Origin of the sequence: Kineosporia succinea (assembly GCF_030811555.1) — a bacterium.
Lineage (GTDB): Bacteria > Actinomycetota > Actinomycetes > Actinomycetales > Kineosporiaceae > Kineosporia > Kineosporia succinea.
In genome coordinates this window covers 4,359,915-4,377,048 of record NZ_JAUSQZ010000001.1, presented here as the reverse complement: position 1 = coordinate 4,377,048, position 17,134 = coordinate 4,359,915, and the positions used below count along the sequence as shown (strand labels likewise).

The window sequence follows — 17,134 nt, the reverse complement described above, 5'->3', positions numbered from 1 at the left end:
CGTCGTTGTGGGGCCCGGCTGACCTCACGCGTCACCGCGCGTTCAGCTGCACCCGCCCCTTCCCCGCCCGCTTGGCCGCGTACATCGCCTGATCGGCCGCGTGCAGCAGGTCGGGACCGGTGTCCCCCTCGATCGCCACGGCCACCCCGATGCTCGCGCCCACCCGGGCCCGGGTCTCGCTCAGGTCGAACTCCCGCGACAGCGCCGCCAGCACGCTCCAGCCGATCCGCATCGCGGTGCCGACGTCGGGCACTCCCGGGCACAGCACCGCGAACTCGTCCCCACCGAGCCGGGCCACCACGTCGGACGAACGCACCGACGCCGCGATCCGGTCGGCCACCTGCACCAGCAGCTCGTCCCCGGCGCCGTGCCCCTGCAGGTCGTTCACCGCCTTGAACCCGTCCAGGTCCAGGTACAGCACCGCGACGTGCCCCGAATGCCGTTCCCGCAGCTCGCGTTCCAGCTGGCGGTGCAGGTGCAGGCGGTTGGGCAGGCCGGTCAGCGAGTCGTGCGCGGCCTCGTGCTGCAGCCGCTCGGTGAGTTCCTTGCGGGCCGTGATGTCCTCGACCAGCATGATCAGGTAGGGCTCCCGGTCCCCGTCGGGCCGCACCGCCGAGGCCGAGATCCGGCCCCAGCGCTGCCCTCCGTCCGGGCGCACCAGGTGGCGTTCCGAGGTGAACGACTCCCTCTGCCCGGCGACCATCTCGGCGATGTTGGCCATCGCCTCGTGCAGTTGCCCGCCGTCACGCAGGAAGTCACCCACCGGCGCCCCGACCATGCGTTCCTCACTGATCCCGGCGAACTCGCTCAGGGCCCCGTTGACGCGCAGCAGCCGGCCCGCGCTCTCCGGCTCCAGCGACACGATCGCCATCCCCATCGGCGAGGTGTCGAACGCCAGCCGGAACCGTTTCTCGCTCTCCGCCAGCTCTTCCTGGGTCGTCAGCACCCGGCTGAGGTCAGTGATCACACCGATGAAGCCGAGAGGGCGCCCGTCGGGCCCCTGCTGGGCGGTCACCGTCAGCTGCCCGGGGAACATCGAGCCGTCCTTGCGCAGGAAGGTGCGCTGCTCGGAGTAGGCGCCCTGCTCGTCGAGGGCGGTGGTGATCGTGGCGAACGGGTGCTCCCCGCCGGCCGGCTGGTGCTCGTCGGGTGCGTGCATCTGCAGCGCCGTGAGCTTCCCGATCACCTCGTCGGCGCGGTAGCCGAACAGGTTCTCGGCCCCGATGTTGAAGAACGTGACCAGGCCGTCGGGTCCGCCCACGCCGAGGATCGCGGTGCCGGTCACGGCGTCCAGCACCGCGGCCAGCTCGTCGTGCGCGCGGCGCACCTCGGCGGCCGCGGCGCGGGCCTGGGTGACGTCCTGCACCACCGTGAAGACGGAGTGAAGACGGGGGCGGCGCTCGGTCGCGGTGCGCAGCACCACGTCCCGGGTCTCGCCGTCGTCCCGCACGATCCGGTACTCCAGCGTGTACGCCCTCCCCTCCCGCGCCAGCCGTCCGACGTCCTCACTGACCCGTTCCAGGTCGTCCGGGTGGATCCGGGTGAGGTACTCCTCCGGGCTCGGGCGCACGTGTCCCGGGTCGGTGCCGAGCAGCAGGTGCAGCCCTTCGCTCCAGATCGTGCGCCCGGTCGCGGGATCCCACCGCGCCGAGCCCATCCCGGCCACCCGCTCGGCCATGTTCAGGTCACCGGTGCGCTCCTCGACCAGCGCCATCGCCCGCTCCCGCAGCCGCCCGACCACCGACGTCACCATCGTGGTCAGGGCCAGCACGCCCAGTGCCACCTGCAGCGTCAGCACCTCCTCGGCGCCGCTCCCCCGGGCCGCGATCGAGCCCAGACCGTGATTGGTGCCGAGCGTGCTCAGGGTCGCGATCACCAGCAGCGTGATCATCGTGCGCAGCGGCCCGAGTCGCAGGGCACCCCAGATCAGCGGCAGTACCAGGATCGACGACCCCACCACGCCCTGGTAGGTGAGGAAGACCAGGGCGGTGATCCCGGCCGAGATTCCCAGCTGGGCCAGCCATTCCAGGTTCCGGCGGTGCTCGCGCAGCTCGAGGAGGAGTTCGTCGCGGTCGATGCTCACGGCCAGGCACGGCGAGACCAGCATCAGGGCCAGCAGGTGGTTACGGGTGAACTCCGACCACAGGCTGAGGAGCGTGCGGTCGCTCGAGGCCCCGACGACGGCGAACGCCACCGATGCCACGGCGCTCCCGGCCAGCACGCTGACCAGTACCCGCACGGTGTCGAGCAGCGACTCGTCGAGCGCGCTGCGCGGCCGCAGCCGGCGCAGCAGCAGGGCGATCAGCACGTTCTCGACCAGACCGGCCACCAGACCGCCGAGATTCACCAGGTCCGGCTCGAGGAAGAGCACGATCGTCGACGACCCGAGCGCCAGACCGGCCACGATCCAGGGCCAGAACCGCCGGGACGCGAACACCAGAAGCACGGCCCCGAACCCGGACAGCGGCCACCAGACCGGCTCCCAGGCCGACGCGTCCTCCAGCGGCCCGAGCCCGGCCCAGCCCAGCAGCGAGGCCACCGCCGCGGTGAGAACGACCACGAGGGCACGAGCAGCCAGCGTCGGCACCACGTCTCCTCGCCCCGGATCCCCCATCCAGCGTCCGGTTCTGGATCGGGGGCACGCCCGGCGGGCCTGAGCCCGAGGGGCCCGGCCACCCGATCGGGCCAGCCGCTCGGCACACAGAGTCAGTGCTCGATGCCGCCCGATGATGGACGTGGTGGTCACCCCTCGCGGAACCCTCACCGGTCGTTCGGGGGACACGAAGACCATCGATGTCATAGCCTTTGCCCGACTTGTCCATCGGGTGAGGGGGAACGATGCCGACGGTGATCACGGTGGTCCTGACCGACGCGGGCTCGTCGCCCGAGGCCTTCGAACTCTCCGTGATCGCGCTGCGCGAAGACCTGCACGCGCTGGATCTCGATGCGCTGGAGCCGATTCCGGGCGAGGCTCCCGACCGCACCCGGGCCGTCGACCCGGTCACCGTGGGCGGGCTGATCCTCACCCTGCAGAACTCGGTCCCGCTGTTCGAGCTGGTGCTCGGCGCGGTGCGCGGCTGGCTCGGGGCGCGCGAGGCCGCACGCACCGCGGAACTGTCCATCGGTGACCGCCGCATCGTGCTGACCGGCATCGACCGCCAGCAGCAGGACCGGCTGATCGACGAGTTCGTCCGGTCGGGAGACCAGGCCGGGCCCGCGACCGGGCCCCAAGCTCAGGCCGGGCCCCAAGCTCAGGCCGGGCCCCCGGCCGGCACCGCCCCCGGTGGCCAGGCCCCGCCCGACCGCACCCCGTGACCGGGCGGCGTCTGGCGCTGCTCATCGCCACCGACCAGCACGACCACCCGGGCCTTCGCGCCCTCGAGAGCCCGGCCGTCGACATCGCCGCGCTCGACGAGGTGCTCGGCGATCCCGAGCTCGGCGACTTCGAGACCGACCTGCTGCACAACGAGCCCGCCGACCGGGTGCAGCGCCGCGTGCAGGAGGTGCTGCACGACCGCTCGCCCGACGACCTCGTGCTCATCCACTTCTCCGGCCACGGGCTGAAAGACACCGCCGGCCGCCTCTTCCTGGCCACCCGCGACACCCGGGCCGACTTCCTGGAGACCACCGCGGTCGACACCGCGCTGATCAACCGCCTGATCCGCCGCAGCCGGGCCCGGCGCGTCGTGCTCCTGCTCGACTGCTGCTACGGCGGGGCCTTCGAGCGCGGGGTCACCGCCCGCACCCCCGGCGACGTCGACCTGCGCGAACACCTGGCCGAGGAGCTGCCCGAGGCCGCGACGGCGGGAGTGGGCCAGGGGCACGGCTACGTCGTGATCACGGCGTCCACCGCGATGGAGTACGCCCTCGAGGGCGAGTCGCTGCGGGACTCCTCCGGCCCTGGTCCCTCGCTGTTCACCGACTCCCTGGTGCGGGGCATCCGCACCGGTGAGGCGGACGCCGACGACGACGGGTTCGTCTCCCTCCCCGAGCTCTACGACTACGTGCACGAGGAGGTACGGCGGCGTACCCCGAACCAGACGCCGAGCAAGTGGGAGTTCGACGTCCGGGGCACGATCTCGATCGCCCGGAACCCGAACCGGGTCGTGCGCCCCGGGCCGCTGCCCGAACGGCTCCCGGAGCTCGCGCGCGACGCCTACACCGCGGTGCGTGAGGCCGCCGTGACCGAACTGGGCCGCCTGGCCAGGGGTTCCGAGTTGTCGGCGGCCGAGAGCGCCCGGCGGCTCCTGGGCGAACTCACCACCGACGACAGCCGCGCCGTCAGCGACGCCGCCCGGCGGGCCCTGGACACGCTCGAGGTCGTCCTGGCGCCCGACCACGTCGATTTCGGCACTGTGCCCTCCACGTTCGACGCCCCGGTACGGCGCCTGGTCGCCATCAGTGGCCCGCCCCTGGCCCTGGCCACCCTGTCCCTCGCCCCCGACGAGCACGTCCGGGTGGTGCGCCGCGACGAGCAGCTCACCCTGGAATGGGCTCCCGAGCCCGGGCAGGAGCTGGGCACCAGCATCGAGGTGATCGGCCCGGCCGGCTCGAAACCGCTGCCGGTGCGAGGAACCCGTGAGAGTCTCGACCCACCCGAGCCGGCACCCGACACCCCGTCCCGACCGACGCGTCCCCCGTCGGCCACCCCGAAACCCGCCACCCCGAAACCCGCCACCCCGAAACCCGCCACCCCGAAACCAGGCACCCCGAAACCCGCCACCCCGAAACCAGGTGCCCCGAGAAGCGCCCGCAACCGCAGGGGCTGGATCCTGATCGTCGCCGGCGCCGTCGCCCTGATCTCGGTGATCGCGGTGATCTTCTGGCCCCAGGACCCCGGTGGATCTCCCTCGGCCGGGGGCGACCCGGACGCCGGCATCACCCTCTACCTCGACGAGCCGCGAAACCCGCTGACCCCGGCCCACACCCAGGAACCCGGCGGCCTGCAGATCGTCGGCAGCGTGTTCCGGGGCCTGGTGCGCGCCGATCCGGGCTCCGCCGAGCCGCGGATGGCGATGGCCGAGTCCGTCACCTCCGACGACAGCCGGATCTGGCACGTGCGGCTGAAGCCGGACCAGCTCTTCCACGACCGTTCGCTCGTGGACGCCGACAGCTTCGTCGACGCCTGGAACTGGGCCGCCTACGGGCCGAACGCGGCTCTGAACAACTACTACTTCGCCTCGATCGTGGGTTACGCCGCCCTGAACCCGCCCGACCCCGACGGAGGCGGGCCGCAGGAGGCGCCGGAACCGTCCGCCCGCACCCTGTCCGGGCTGAAAAAGGTGAACAGCCAGGAGTTCACGATCGAACTCGAGAACCCGCAGTCATACTTCCCGTCGGTGCTCGGTTCCACGGCGTTCTCCCCCCTGCCGCCGGTGTTCTTCGAGGACCCGGAGGCGTTCGGCGAACACCCCGTCGGCAACGGCCCGTTCGTGTTCACCCCCGCCCCGGACTCCGGAACCTCGGCGACGCTGACCCGCTGGCCCCGCTACGGAGGCGACGACCAGGCCCGGGTCGCCGAGGTGAGGCTGCGCACCTACCCCTCCGACGACGCCGCCTACGACGAGACCCTCAGCGGCGACCTGGACTTCATGGCTCAGGTACCGGCCGACGACCGGGCCGGCAACCGCTACCGCACCGACCACCCGGGGCACTTCGCCGACAAGGCGCTCGGTACGGTCGAATTCGTGATGGTGCCGCAGTACGACCCCGCCTACCGTGACGACCCGGACCTGAGCAAGGCGTTCTCGACGGCGATCGACCGCGACACCATCGCCGCCGGCGTTCTCTCCGGCAGCCGGATTCCCGCGACCGGGTGGGTGTCACCGGTCGCGTACGGCTACCGGCCGGGCGCCTGCGGCGAACTGTGCACCTACGACCCGGACGCCGCCCGGAAGTACCTGGCCGCCACGGATTTCGACGGCCCGGTCTCGTTCAGCTACGACGCCACCCGGCCGGACGCCGCCCGCACGGCCGGCGCGATCTGCCGCGACATCACCGAGACCCTGGGCCTGGCCTGCGAGAAGAAGGCCTACCCGACCAACGCCGAGTACATGGACGCCCAGGGCGACGCCGCGATCAGCGGGCTCTTCCACGGCTCCTGGGGCATGGACCACCCGCACATCCAGAACTTCGTCGAGGCGCCCTACGTCACCAGCTCCAGCTCGAACCGTACGCGGTGGTCGAGCCGGGAGTTCGACCGGCTCATCACCCGCGCCGACGAGCAGGACCCGCACGACGCCCTGGAGACCTACCGGCAGGCCGAGGCGCTGCTCGCGGAGCCGATGCCCGTGATCCCGCTCTGGTACGACGCCCAGCAGTCGGTGTGGTCGGACCGGCTCGGCAACGTGCGGATCGGGCCGGACGGGACGCTCGACCTGGCGTCCGTCGAGGCCGACGGCTGATGCCGGGCCACTGCTCTTCCGCCCGGCGATTTCGTACCATGACACATGGCCACCCCGTCCTCACGCTCGCCGCGTCCCGTTCCTCCTGCTCAGGCCGATGTGGTCGTGATCGGCGGCGGGGTGATGGGCCTGAGCACGGCCTACCACCTCGCGGCGGCCGGGGTGGAGAACGTGGTGGTGCTGGAGAGCGGGCAGCTCGGCAGCGGTTCCACCGGCAAGGCGGCGGGCGGGGTACGGGCGCTGTTCTCCGACGCCGTGAACATCCAGCTCGGTCAGCGGGGTCTGGAGACGCTGCGGCGCTTCCGGCAGGACTTCGGCCAGGAGATCGACCTCGAGCGCAGCGGCTACCTCTTCCTGCTCGACGACGACACCGACGTGGAGGCGTTCTCGGCGGGCGTGGACCTGCAGAACGCCCTGGGGGTGGCCAGCCGGATGATCGACGTCGCCGAGGCACAGCGTCTTTCGCCGCTGATCAGCACCGAAGGCCTCACGGGGGCGCTGTTCTCACCGGACGACGGGCACTGCACGCCGGAGTCGGTGGTGGCCGGATACGCCGGGGCGGCGCGGAAACTCGGTGTCACGATCATGACCGGCACGCCCGCGACCGGGATGTTCGTGGAGGACGGCGAGATCCAGGCGGTGCTCAGCCCGGCCGGGCGCATCCGCACCGGCGCCGTGATCTGCACGGCCGGGGCGTGGTCGGGCCGCATCGGCGACTGGGCCGGCGTCGACCTGCCGGTGCGTCCGCTGCGCCGCCAGATCGCCGTCAGCACCGCGATTCCCGACCTGCCGCCCGACCTGCCGTTCACCATCGACTTCGGCACCTCGTTCTACTTCCACCGCGAGGGCGGGGGCCTGCTCCTGGGTGGCGCCGAGAAGCACGACACCTGGGGCTTCGACCAGAGATCGACCCCGGACTGGCTCGACGACCTGGCCTCGGCCATGTCCCGCCGGGTGCCGTCGCTGGGCTCGGTCGGCATCCGCCGGGGCTGGGCCGGGCTCTACGAGATGACGCCCGACCACAACGCGCTGATCGGCGAGGCTCCCGGCGTCTCACGTTTCCTCTACTGCACCGGTTTCTCCGGGCACGGCTTCCTGATGGGCCCGGCCGCCGGTGAGGTCATGCGTGACCTCTACCTGGGTCAGGCCCCGGTGATCGACGTGAGTGGCCTGTCCGCCGAGCGTTTCGCGAACCAACAGCTCCGTCCGGAGCACAACGTGATCTGAGTTGGGAGCCCGATGACGACCAGCAGCATCCCCGGATCCGAGACCCTCACCCGGCGTGCCCGCACGGCCGCCGAGGCCTGCGGCGTCGAGACCACCCTGATGGCGGGCGATCATCCCGTCCACTCCCCCGTCAACGGGCTGCCGATCGGGGGCGTCACCTTCTCGTCGGGCCCGATGGTGGACGACTCGGTCGCCCGGGCGCGCACGGCTTTCGTCGCGTGGCGGCGGGTTCCGGCCCCGGCCCGGGGTGCCGTGATCAAGCGGTTCGGGCAGTTGCTGACCGAGCACCAGGCCGACCTGGGCACGCTCGTGAGCCTGGAGGCGGGCAAGATAACCTCCGAGGCCCTCGGCGAGGTGCAGGAGATGATCGACGTCTGCGACTTCGCGGTCGGTCTCTCGCGGCAGCTGTACGGCCGCACGATGGTGTCCGAGCGGCCGGGGCACCGGCTGATGGAGACCTGGCACCCGCTCGGCGTGGTCGGGGTCATCAGCGCGTTCAACTTCCCGGTGGCGGTCTGGTCGTGGAACACCGCCGTCGCGCTGGTCTGCGGCGACCCGGTGATCTGGAAACCGTCGGAGAAGACACCGTTCACCGCACTCGCGGCGCACGCGCTGCTGCGGCGCGCGCTGCGGGAGGGCGGCCATCCCGACGACGTGTCCCAGGTGGTGCTGGGCGACGGTCCGGTCGGCGAGCAGCTGGCCGCGCACCCGGGCGTCGACCTGGTCAGCGCCACCGGCTCGACCCGGATGGGCCGGTCGGTGGGGCCGGTCGTGGCCCAGCGGTTCGGCCGCAGCCTGCTGGAACTCGGCGGCAACAACGCCGCGGTGGTCACACCGTCGGCCGACCTCGACCTGACCGTACGCGGAATCGTCTTCTCGGCCGCGGGAACCGCCGGTCAGCGCTGCACCACGATGCGCCGGGTCATCGCCCACCGCAGCGTCGTCGACGAGCTGACGAAGCGGCTGGTGGACGTCTACGAACGGCTCCCCCTCGGCGACCCGACCGCGGAGGGGACACTCGTCGGGCCGCTGCTCGACGCGTCCTCGAGCTCGGCCCTCGACCGCGCCCTTCGGGAGGCCGAGCACCAGGGCGGGACCCTGGTGGCCGGCGGCGGGCGCGAGCTCGAGAACGAGGCGCCGGACGCGTACTACCGGCGGCCGGCCCTGGTGCGGATGCCCGGGCAGACGCCGATCGTGCACGCCGAGACCTTCGCACCCCTGCTCTACGTGATCCCCTACGACGACTTCACCGAGGCCATCGCCCTGAACAACGCCGTTCCGCAGGGACTCTCGTCATCGGTGTTCACCCGCGACCAGGCCGAGGCGGAACTGTTCACCTCGGCCGAGGGCTCGGACTGCGGCATCGTCAACGTGAACATCGGCACGTCGGGCGCGGAGATCGGCGGGGCGTTCGGCGGTGAGAAGGAGACCGGCGGCGGGCGCGAGTCGGGCTCGGACGCCTGGCGGGCCTACATGCGCCGGGCCACGAACACGGTGAACTACAGCGGTGAGCTTCCGCTCGCACAGGGCGTGAACTTCGACGTGTGACATCCACTCACGCTCTGCAACGGCGATGCTCCGGCCAGTCATTCGCAGGAGAATCACACACCACAACGGGGGCATGTCCCTAGAATCCGTCCCGATGTCCTTACCATCCGTGCCCCCCGAAACCCCCGCCGCCGAACGCAGCGGCGTGGCGCAGAGGCTGCTCGAACAGCCGCTGCGCACCTTCGGCGTGGGCGCGACCGCCGTGATCCTGGGCGTGACCGCGGCCTTCGGTGGTCTGGAAGAGGCCGAGGGCAGTGGCGAATCGACGCCGGTGAAGGTCGGCACGACCATGCGGGCCGACCCGTTCGAGATCACGATCAAGCGTCTGGTGTGGGCGGACGAGCTCCCGGGCGTCTACACCGTGGAGAATGGGAGTCGCTGGCTGGCGATCGTCGCGGACGTCAAGAACACCAGCGACGAAACCCTTGAGCCCTTCTACGCCCGGGAGGCCGTCACCGTGAACGGCGTCGACGGTCTCGTCAGCGAGCCCGAGCTGGACACCAGCACGCTGGCCGACGACGACCGCACCGACCGGCACCGGGCCGACCAGTTGCTGCACTACGCCGACAGCGGTGACCTGAACCCGCTGCAGCCCGGAATATCCTATGAGGCCGCGTTCCTGTACGAACAGCGCGGCACGACCGAGGCCCCCGACCAGGTCACGGTCCAGCTCGTCGGACACACCCTCCGAGACGACACGTTCCAGGGCACCGAGAGCTGGTTCGACGCGGCCGTCGTGGCCGAGTCGACCCTCCCGGTCCGGAGCAGCGCGGCCTCCTCGGGCGACGATCCGGCGGCCCCGACCGAACCGACGACAGATGCAGAGACAGAAACCTTGACCAACGCGGGGACGGACACCACGAACACGGCGACCCGGCTGATCGCCGCCTCCGCACCGGAGGTGACCGCTTGAGCAGCCAGAACGACTGGTCCCGGCCGGCCCTGGCGGTGACCGGGCCGAACGACGACCCGACCGCCACGGCCACGCCCAAGGAGGGCGACGCCGACCTGCAGCCGGTGTACCGCGACGTGACCGGGCGGCCGATCCCGCTCGCGAACGGGTGGGAGCGGCCGGACGGCGAGCGCCCGCGCGAGAACGCGCACCAGCAGTGGGCCGGTGCGGCGGCGGCGTTCAGCAACGACTCGGGCCCGGACTCCGGAGGACTGTTCGCGGCGGACTCGCGGCAGTCCGGCACGAAGTACGAGCCGCCGGTGTCGTACCCGGCCACGGCCGGGGGCAGCGCGTTCTTCAGCGGTGCGCGGCAGGCGGCGAGTGAGCAGCAGGCGGCGCGTTGGGACGCGCGGGGTCCGGTGGGCGAGCCGGGTGGACCTGGCGTCGTGCCGGGTCGACCTGGTGCTGCGCCGGGTGGACCTGGGGCGTCGGGGCAGCCTTCGGGACCGGTGGGCCGGTCTTCGGGGCCTGCGAGTCATCCTTCCGGGCCGCTGGGCCAGTCCTCCGGGCCCGTGAGTCAGTCTTCGGGGCCCGTCGGCCAGGGCGGGCCGGTGGCGCGGGACTCCGGGCCGCACTCCGGGCCGACCCGTCGTCCGGGGCAGGCGGCACCGTGGGACTCAGCTGTCCAGCCCGGTTCCGGGGCGCAGCCGGGTTCGGCTGTCGCGCCGGGTTCCGCCGGGCCGGAGGGGGGTCCGGGGTGGCAGCAGTCCGGTCCTCAGGGGCAGCAGGCGGGGCAGGCTCCGTGGCAGTCCGGGGCCGGCGAGCAGGTCGGCGGAAATGCCTGGCCGCAGCCGGGATCCGCGACGCGTCCGGATCCGTCCGAGGCTCCCTGGCCGGGGCCGGCATCCGGGCAGGGTGCGGGGCAGTTGGGTTCCTGGCCGCCGCCCGAGCAGAACGACGGTGGCCGGCAGGACTCCGGGGCGCAGACTCCGCAGCCGGGTGCCCAGAACTGGCAGGACTCGGGTGCACAGGCTCAGTCCGGCACGGCTAGCTGGCAGGACTCCGGCGCCCAGCCCCGGTCCGAAACGCCCAGCTGGCAGGACTCCGGTGACCAGAACTGGCAGGACTCCGGCGCCCAGGCTCAGCAGCCGGGTGCCCAGACCTGGCAGGACCCGGTCGCTCAGAACTGGCAGGACCCGGTCGCTCAGGACTGGCGGGAGCCGAACCAGGGCGAGTACCGGACAGGTGACTACGGCGACTACCAGCAGCCCCCGAGCGGCCGCATCGAGTACGCCACCCCCTACCAGGACCCGGAGTACCCGCAGACCGCACCGGCCGGCTTCCAGCAGGTCGAATGGTCGTCGTTCGAGGACTACCAGACGGGCTCGCAGCCGCCGGTGTCCGACTGGGACGAGGCCCCGGACGCCGGCGACCAGGGCCCTGAGGGGGCTCCGGGCTGGCAGCAGGTCCAGCCCGCCCAGCAGCTCGGCGGCTACGCCGGGTCAGGTGAGCAGCCGCGTCAGCCGGGGGGTTTCGGGCAGCAGAACCGCTCGGTGCGTCCGTGGGACGACGACTGGCAGCAGGAACAGGACGACCCCCAGCAGCCGGGTCAGCCCGGCCCGCCGGACCGAGCCGGCCAGGCCGGTCAGGCCGGTCAGGCCGGTCAGGCCGGTCAGGCCCGTCACCCCGGCCGGTCCGGAGCGGTCGTGCCGCCCGAGCTGGCCGGCTCGGTCAGCCGCGACCTGGGAGGGCGCGAGCCCACCCCGCGCGAGCCCCAGAGCCGCGATGCCAAGGACTGGGACGAGCGCTACTGGGACGAGGGCGGCCCCCGGCTGCTCGGCGGACCGGAACCGGTCTACGGCGCCGCCAACCCTCGCCGCGACCCGAACTGGCACGGCGGCCCCCGTCATCCGCGGGAGACGCCGGGCCAGAAGAAGGTGACCGCCGGGCGCGTGATCGTGGTCGTGGTGCTGCTGATCGCGGCGCTGGCGGTGGGCCGGTTCGTCACCCAGTTCGGCAAGGACGACCCGGACTTCATCCCGCTGTTCAAGCAGCAGGGGTCGGTGGGCAAGCCGGTCGAGCTGCGCTACGCCGAGGTGACGGCGACGTCGGTGTCCGGTTCCTCGTGCCTGACGGCGGGTTACGACCGGTTCAGCTTCCGCTCGCCCGGTGTGTTCGTCACCGTGCCGGTGAAGATCGTGGCCCGGGGCGAGACCGCCACCCTGCAGTACGCGGCGATCGAAGACCGTCAGGGACGCCTGTTCCGGCCGACCACCAACGGCCGGGGTTCGTGGGAACCGGGCATCGCCCAGGTCGGTATCGCCCGCTACGCCACCGTGGCGGTCGAGATGCCGGCCGACGCGGTGCCCGGTGCCCGGCTGCGCATCGCTCTGAACAGCACCTACCTCGACCAGGACGACATGACCGACATCGATCTCGGCGTCACCGCCGAGGAGGTGCGGTCGTGGAGCGGCAACGACCGGTCGGTCGTGGTGGGCGACAGCTCCGACCTGGCCCCGGGTGTGCAGGACGCGGCCACGACGGCCGCGTCGGCGAGCGCCTGCGAGGGCCCGGTCACCTCGTCGTGAGCCGGGATCGTGACGGGATCGTGAGACGGGCTCGTGCGTGAGGCTCGTGCGTGAGGCTCGTGCGCCGAGATCGTGCGCCCGGAGATCGTGCGCACGGCGTGAAGCAGGCGGCCATCAGACGGGGACGGTGAGCGGGTCGTGAGCAGGTCGATCCGCCACCTCGACCGTGAGCTGGGCTGGCTCACCCGCAACCGCTGGGGTCTCGGGGTGCTGCCGATCGCGCTGCTGTGCGCGCTGGCGGCCAGCTCGGACCGGGTGAAGACGTACTGGTGGGACTCCGAGCTGCACGAGGCCCGGCCGGCCGCGCAGGGTGAGTGGTTCGCCTACTCGCAGCCCTACGAGCTGACCGACGGCGAGCACACGATGTCGCTGAAAGCCCGCCTGGACGCGGTGGAACCGCTGTCCGCGGCGGAGGCCACCGGCTCGATGGACTACCAGCTGCCCGACGGCGCGGTCGCGGTGCGGGTGACGCTGTCGGTGCGGGCCGACCCGGCCACGTCTCTCACCGGCTGCTCGATGGCCCTGCGCGACGACGCGGGCAACCGCTACAGCTACGTGGCGACCCTGGCCGCCGGCGGCCAGCCGACGTCGCCCTGCGTCCCCGCCGACTCCCCCGGGCCCGTCGTCCTGATGAAGGAACTCCGCATGCCCGCGGCGGACGAGCAGCCGCGGCCGGCCTCGTACACGGTCACGCCGGTCTGGGTGGTTCCCGCGAGCGCGAAGCTCACCGAGGTCGACCTGTGGTGGGAGATGCCGGAGTACATCGCCTTCAGGACGGCGAACTGACCGGCTCCTGAGCCGCAGGGTCCACGGGAACGGTGTGCGACAGCACCCGCTCGATCGCCGCGGCCAGCAGGCACATCGTGACGCTGAGGCCGATCGCCCGGGTCACGATGTCGATGTGCGGCGCGAACCCCAGCCAGACGGTGGCCGGTCGCGGGCCGAGCAGCAGGCGGGCCAGTTCGCGCAGGCCGTCCTCGAGCCGCTGCGAGGCCAGGAAGGCCAGGCCGAACACGATCATCGGGCCGAGCCCGGCCACCGCGAGCTGACGCAGCCCGCCGAACAGGCCGGTGAACCGCTCGGCCACCTCCCCCAGCATCTCGGTGCCCGCACGCCGCACCGGGCCCGGAACGACGCGCAGGATGCGGGGTTCCGGCGGGTTCGGCGGCGGAACCAGCTGGTGCCCGTAGACCACCGCACCGACCGTGAGCCAGGCGACGGGCACCACGACCAGGGAGTCGACGCTGGAGATCAGGTCCAGGGTCCAGGCACCGGCCGCGTCGACGGCCCCGGCGACCGGGCCGAGCTGCCGCAGCATCGCCTCCCAGCCGCCGACGAACATCTCCACCCCGCGCCGGCTCTCGGCCCAGGCCCAGGCCGCGTCCTGGTAGCTGGTCAGCCGCACGGTGACCGCGACCAGCCAGAGCGCCTCCACGTAGGCCCCGACGAAGGCCAGGCCCACCCACCGCCGCCGGCCCTCGAGCTTGGCCAGGACGAACCGGAGCACGATCGCCCCGGCCACGACCCCGATCTCGACCCACGGGCCGCCGATCTCGAAGCGGTCGAGGTTGTTGCTGACCCCGGCGAGCCCGGAGAAGTAGTCGTTCTGCGCGAACTCCTCACCGAGCAGCGCGTTGAGGTAGCGGTCGGTGTCCTCCTCGAGGAACCCGTAGGCCGCGTACACCGCCAGGAACGGCACGAGCACGCTGGCCAGCACGTCGAGGAGACGGCGCTCACGGTGCCGCACCGGGTCGAGGGGCGCGACCACCGCGGCCGCGTCGCTGATGGCGGGCAGCGACCGGCGCAGCGTGTAGAGCATGAGCACGATGCCGGTCACGGTCGCGAGCGGGGCCAGCACCAGGGTGAAGATGCCCGCGGTGTTGTTCAAATCGCTGATCCGGACCGAGGCCCAGAGCGCGCCGTTGCGGGCGGCCAGGGCGAACAGCGCGATGGACAGCAGCACCGGCCAGTGCCGCAGCCAGAGCCGGCATCCCGACCCCACCACGACGAACGCCCCACTCACCGCTTTCAGCACAGCCAGACCTTAGGAGACGTAACGCCTCTCGTGTTCCGGCTTGGGTCGATCAGATGAAATCGACGACGCATCGTTACGGGAGTTCACGCGCCCGCGACAGCAGGGCCTCCCGCTCGGAGACGTTGCCGGTCATCGCGGCCGCCCGCTCGAACTCGGCCCGGGCCTCGTCGATGCGGCCGAGCCGGGCCAGCAGGTCGGCGCGCACCCCGGGCAGCAGGGGGTACGTGCGCAGGGCGGGTTCACCGGCCAGGGCGTCGGCGGCGTCCAGCCCGGCCTGCGGGCCCAGGGCCCGGCCGAGCGCGACGGCCCGGTTCAGCGCGACCACCGGCGTCGGCAGTGCCCCGAGCAGGACCTGGTAGAGCGCGGCGATCCGCATCCAGTCGGTGTCGTCGGGGGTGCGGGCCCTGGCGTGCTCGGCCGCGATCGCGGCCTGCAGCGTGTACGGCCCGAAGGTGCCGCCCAGCCCCTGGGCCTTCTCGAGTCCGGCCAGCCCTCGCCGGATCAGCCACTGGTCCCACCGCGCGCGGTTCTGGCGGTCGAGCGGAACCGGTGCCGAGTCGTCCCCCGTTCTGGCCCGTAAGCGAGAGGCCTGCAGCTCGAGAAGGGCGAGCAGACCGTGCACCTCGGGTTCGGCGGGCATCAGGGCGGCGAGGGTGCGCCCCAGGTGCAGGGCGTCGTGGCAGAGGGCGGGACGCAGCAGGTCGTCGCCGGAACTGGCCGAGTAGCCCTCGTTGAAGATCAGGTAGACGACCTCGAGCACCGACGCCAGGCGGGCCGGCCGCTCGTCGCCAGCGGGCACCTCGAACGGCACCTTCTTCTCGGCCAGGGTGCGCTTGGCCCGGGTGATGCGTTGCGCCACGGTGGCTTCCGGCACCAGGTAGGCACGGGCGATCTCGGCGGTGGTGAGACCACCGAGCAGACGCAACGCCAGTGCCACCCGGTTCTGGGGGGCCAGCACCGGGTGGCAGGTGACGAAGACCAGCCGCAGCACGTCGTCCTCGATGGTGTCGATCTCGGGAACGACGTCGGAAGGCAGCCGGTGGCCGAGCTCGACCAGGTTCTCGGCCAGCCGCGCCTCACGTCGGATCCGGTCGATCGCCCGGTTGCGCGCCGTCGTCATCAGCCAGGCCGCCGGGTTGTCGGGCGTGCCCTTCACCGGCCACTGCTCGAGCGCGGTGACCAGCGCGTCCTGGGCGATCTCCTCGGCCACGCCGACGTCGCGCACCATCCGGGCGACGGAGGCGACGATCCGCGTGGCCTCGACCCGGAAGACGCCTTCGATCAGGGCGTGCGGGGACGGCATCCCCGCAGTGAATCACTCCGGGGCGAAAGCCGCACCGAAGTCCTCCGGCCCCATCACCCGGCGGATCTCGGACGAGCCCTCCCAGCCCGGCCAGAAGTCCACGTGCACCTGAAGGAACCGCCGCGTCCACTCGACGGCCTCCTCCTGGCTGCGCAGCTCGTACATGGCGTAGCTGACGATGGTCTCCTTGGCCTCGGTGAACGGGCCGTCGGTGACACTGATCTTCCCGTCCTCCAGCGACACCCGGGTACCGGCGGCCGAGGGGGTGAGCCCAGCGGTGTCGAGCAGCACACCGGCCTTCGTCGCCTCCTCCCCGAGCTTCGCGATCTCGGCGAACAGCTCCGGCGGAGGGGTGCCGCCCAGCTGGTTCTCGGCGGCCTTGAGCAGGATCAGGTAGCGCACGGGAATGCCCTTTCGTCGAGTGGGCCGGGACCTCGATGGCCAGCCTCACTCAACCCGACGATCGGCACCCGGCGTTCTCGACACCGTCCGCGAGAAACTTTCAGGAGAAGCGCGGTGGGGGCACCTCGTCGCCCACCTGCGCCCGCACCAGCTGGGCCAGACGCGAGCGCAGCTCGCTCATGCCCTCGGCGCCGACCTTCTCGACCAGACGGGTCTCGAGCCGGGCCTGCACGTAGCCCGCCGCCCGCAGGTGCTGCTGGGCCTTGTCGGTGAGCACGTAGAGCACGCGCCGCCCGCCCGAGGGGTGCGGGGCCTGACGCAGATGACCGCGCTTCTCCAGGTCGCGGATGAGCTGCACGGTCTCTTTCTGGCTGATCCCGAGCACCTCGGCGAGCTCCCCGCTGGTGTGCCCGCCCTCGTGCAGCGTGTGCAGGATCGTGTCGTGCACCGGGCGCAGGCCGTCGTAGCCCGCCGTGTGCATCTCGGCGCCCGAGGAGGCCAGGATCGCCTGGTAGGCGGCCCCGAGCAGGAACGTCAGCTCGCGGTCGGCCAGCGGGTCGTGCGGATGCTCGACGGTGGCCGGCTCCTCGACGGTGAGCGATTCCTCGGCGGAGGCGTCCGGCGACGGGGCGGGCCGCCGCCGGCTCTCGAAGTTCCAGTTGTGGGCCAGCGGCGCGCCGTACTCCGGGTCGTAGCTCTCCGGGCCGCCGTAGCCGTTGTCCATGAGGAGGGTGT

Annotated in this window: 12 protein-coding genes; 7 read left to right on the top strand and 5 right to left on the bottom strand. The window is 72.2% G+C overall.

Features of this window, described 5'->3' with window-relative positions; all coding sequences use genetic code 11:
• Positions 1 to 31: 31 nt before the first annotated feature.
• Positions 32 to 2,587 (bottom strand): sensor domain-containing diguanylate cyclase, encoded by a 2,556-nt coding sequence (locus tag J2S57_RS18885; protein WP_307244777.1) that lies wholly within the window; start codon positions 2,585 to 2,587, stop codon positions 32 to 34.
• Positions 2,588 to 2,838: 251 nt separating this feature from the next.
• Here J2S57_RS18885 and J2S57_RS18880 point away from each other — a divergent pair, with 251 nt between their 5' ends.
• From J2S57_RS18880 to J2S57_RS18850, 7 genes are all read left to right on the top strand, one after another.
• Complete coding sequence (locus J2S57_RS18880) at positions 2,839 to 3,315, top strand: hypothetical protein (protein WP_307244776.1); 477 nt, start codon at positions 2,839 to 2,841, stop codon at positions 3,313 to 3,315.
• On the top strand, positions 3,312 to 6,404 hold the full coding sequence (locus J2S57_RS18875) for a caspase, EACC1-associated type (protein WP_307244774.1): 3,093 nt from the start codon (positions 3,312 to 3,314) through the stop codon (positions 6,402 to 6,404). Before J2S57_RS18880 ends, J2S57_RS18875 begins: the two co-directional genes overlap by 4 nt.
• Before the next feature lie 45 nt (positions 6,405 to 6,449).
• Entirely contained in the window at positions 6,450 to 7,631 is a 1,182-nt protein-coding gene (locus J2S57_RS18870; RefSeq protein ID WP_307244771.1) for an NAD(P)/FAD-dependent oxidoreductase, read from the top strand.
• Between the two features lie 12 nt (positions 7,632 to 7,643).
• Positions 7,644 to 9,179, top strand: coding sequence for an L-piperidine-6-carboxylate dehydrogenase (gene amaB, locus J2S57_RS18865; protein ID WP_307244769.1), 1,536 nt, complete (start codon positions 7,644 to 7,646; stop codon positions 9,177 to 9,179).
• A 94-nt stretch (positions 9,180 to 9,273) separates the two neighbouring features.
• Positions 9,274 to 10,092, top strand: coding sequence for a hypothetical protein (locus tag J2S57_RS18860; RefSeq protein WP_307244767.1), 819 nt, complete (start codon positions 9,274 to 9,276; stop codon positions 10,090 to 10,092).
• Entirely contained in the window at positions 10,089 to 12,659 is a 2,571-nt protein-coding gene (locus J2S57_RS18855; RefSeq protein ID WP_307244765.1) for a hypothetical protein, read from the top strand. Before J2S57_RS18860 ends, J2S57_RS18855 begins: the two co-directional genes overlap by 4 nt.
• 138 nt (positions 12,660 to 12,797) lie before the next feature.
• Positions 12,798 to 13,445, top strand: a complete 648-nt coding sequence (locus J2S57_RS18850; RefSeq protein WP_307244763.1) for a hypothetical protein — start codon at positions 12,798 to 12,800, stop codon at positions 13,443 to 13,445.
• Here the strand turns inward: J2S57_RS18850 and J2S57_RS18845 are convergent.
• The 4 genes from J2S57_RS18845 to J2S57_RS18830 form a co-directional block, all read right to left on the bottom strand.
• Positions 13,429 to 14,694, bottom strand: a complete 1,266-nt coding sequence (locus J2S57_RS18845; RefSeq protein WP_307244761.1) for a hypothetical protein — start codon at positions 14,692 to 14,694, stop codon at positions 13,429 to 13,431. The genes J2S57_RS18850 and J2S57_RS18845 overlap by 17 nt on opposite strands.
• A gap of 73 nt (positions 14,695 to 14,767) precedes the next feature.
• Positions 14,768 to 15,997 (bottom strand): RNA polymerase sigma factor, encoded by a 1,230-nt coding sequence (locus J2S57_RS18840; RefSeq protein ID WP_307244759.1) that lies wholly within the window; start codon positions 15,995 to 15,997, stop codon positions 14,768 to 14,770.
• A gap of 12 nt (positions 15,998 to 16,009) precedes the next feature.
• The gene (locus J2S57_RS18835; RefSeq protein WP_307244757.1) at positions 16,010 to 16,399 is read right to left on the bottom strand and encodes a YciI family protein; all 390 of its coding nucleotides are present in this window, start codon (positions 16,397 to 16,399) and stop codon (positions 16,010 to 16,012) included.
• Between the two features lie 100 nt (positions 16,400 to 16,499).
• Positions 16,500 to 17,123, bottom strand: a complete 624-nt coding sequence (locus J2S57_RS18830) for a MarR family winged helix-turn-helix transcriptional regulator (RefSeq protein ID WP_307244755.1) — start codon at positions 17,121 to 17,123, stop codon at positions 16,500 to 16,502.
• Between the last annotated feature and the right edge of the window lie 11 nt (positions 17,124 to 17,134).

Coding starts and splice junctions, on each gene's coding strand:
- J2S57_RS18880 (WP_307244776.1), top strand. CDS start 2,839: ATGCCGACGGTGATCACGGTGGTCCTGACCGACGCGGGCTCGTCGCCC.
- J2S57_RS18870 (WP_307244771.1), top strand. CDS start 6,450: ATGGCCACCCCGTCCTCACGCTCGCCGCGTCCCGTTCCTCCTGCTCAG.
- amaB (WP_307244769.1), top strand. CDS start 7,644: ATGACGACCAGCAGCATCCCCGGATCCGAGACCCTCACCCGGCGTGCC.
- J2S57_RS18860 (WP_307244767.1), top strand. CDS start 9,274: ATGTCCTTACCATCCGTGCCCCCCGAAACCCCCGCCGCCGAACGCAGC.
- J2S57_RS18840 (WP_307244759.1), bottom strand. CDS start 15,997: ATGCCGTCCCCGCACGCCCTGATCGAAGGCGTCTTCCGGGTCGAGGCC.
- J2S57_RS18830 (WP_307244755.1), bottom strand. CDS start 17,123: ATGGACAACGGCTACGGCGGCCCGGAGAGCTACGACCCGGAGTACGGC.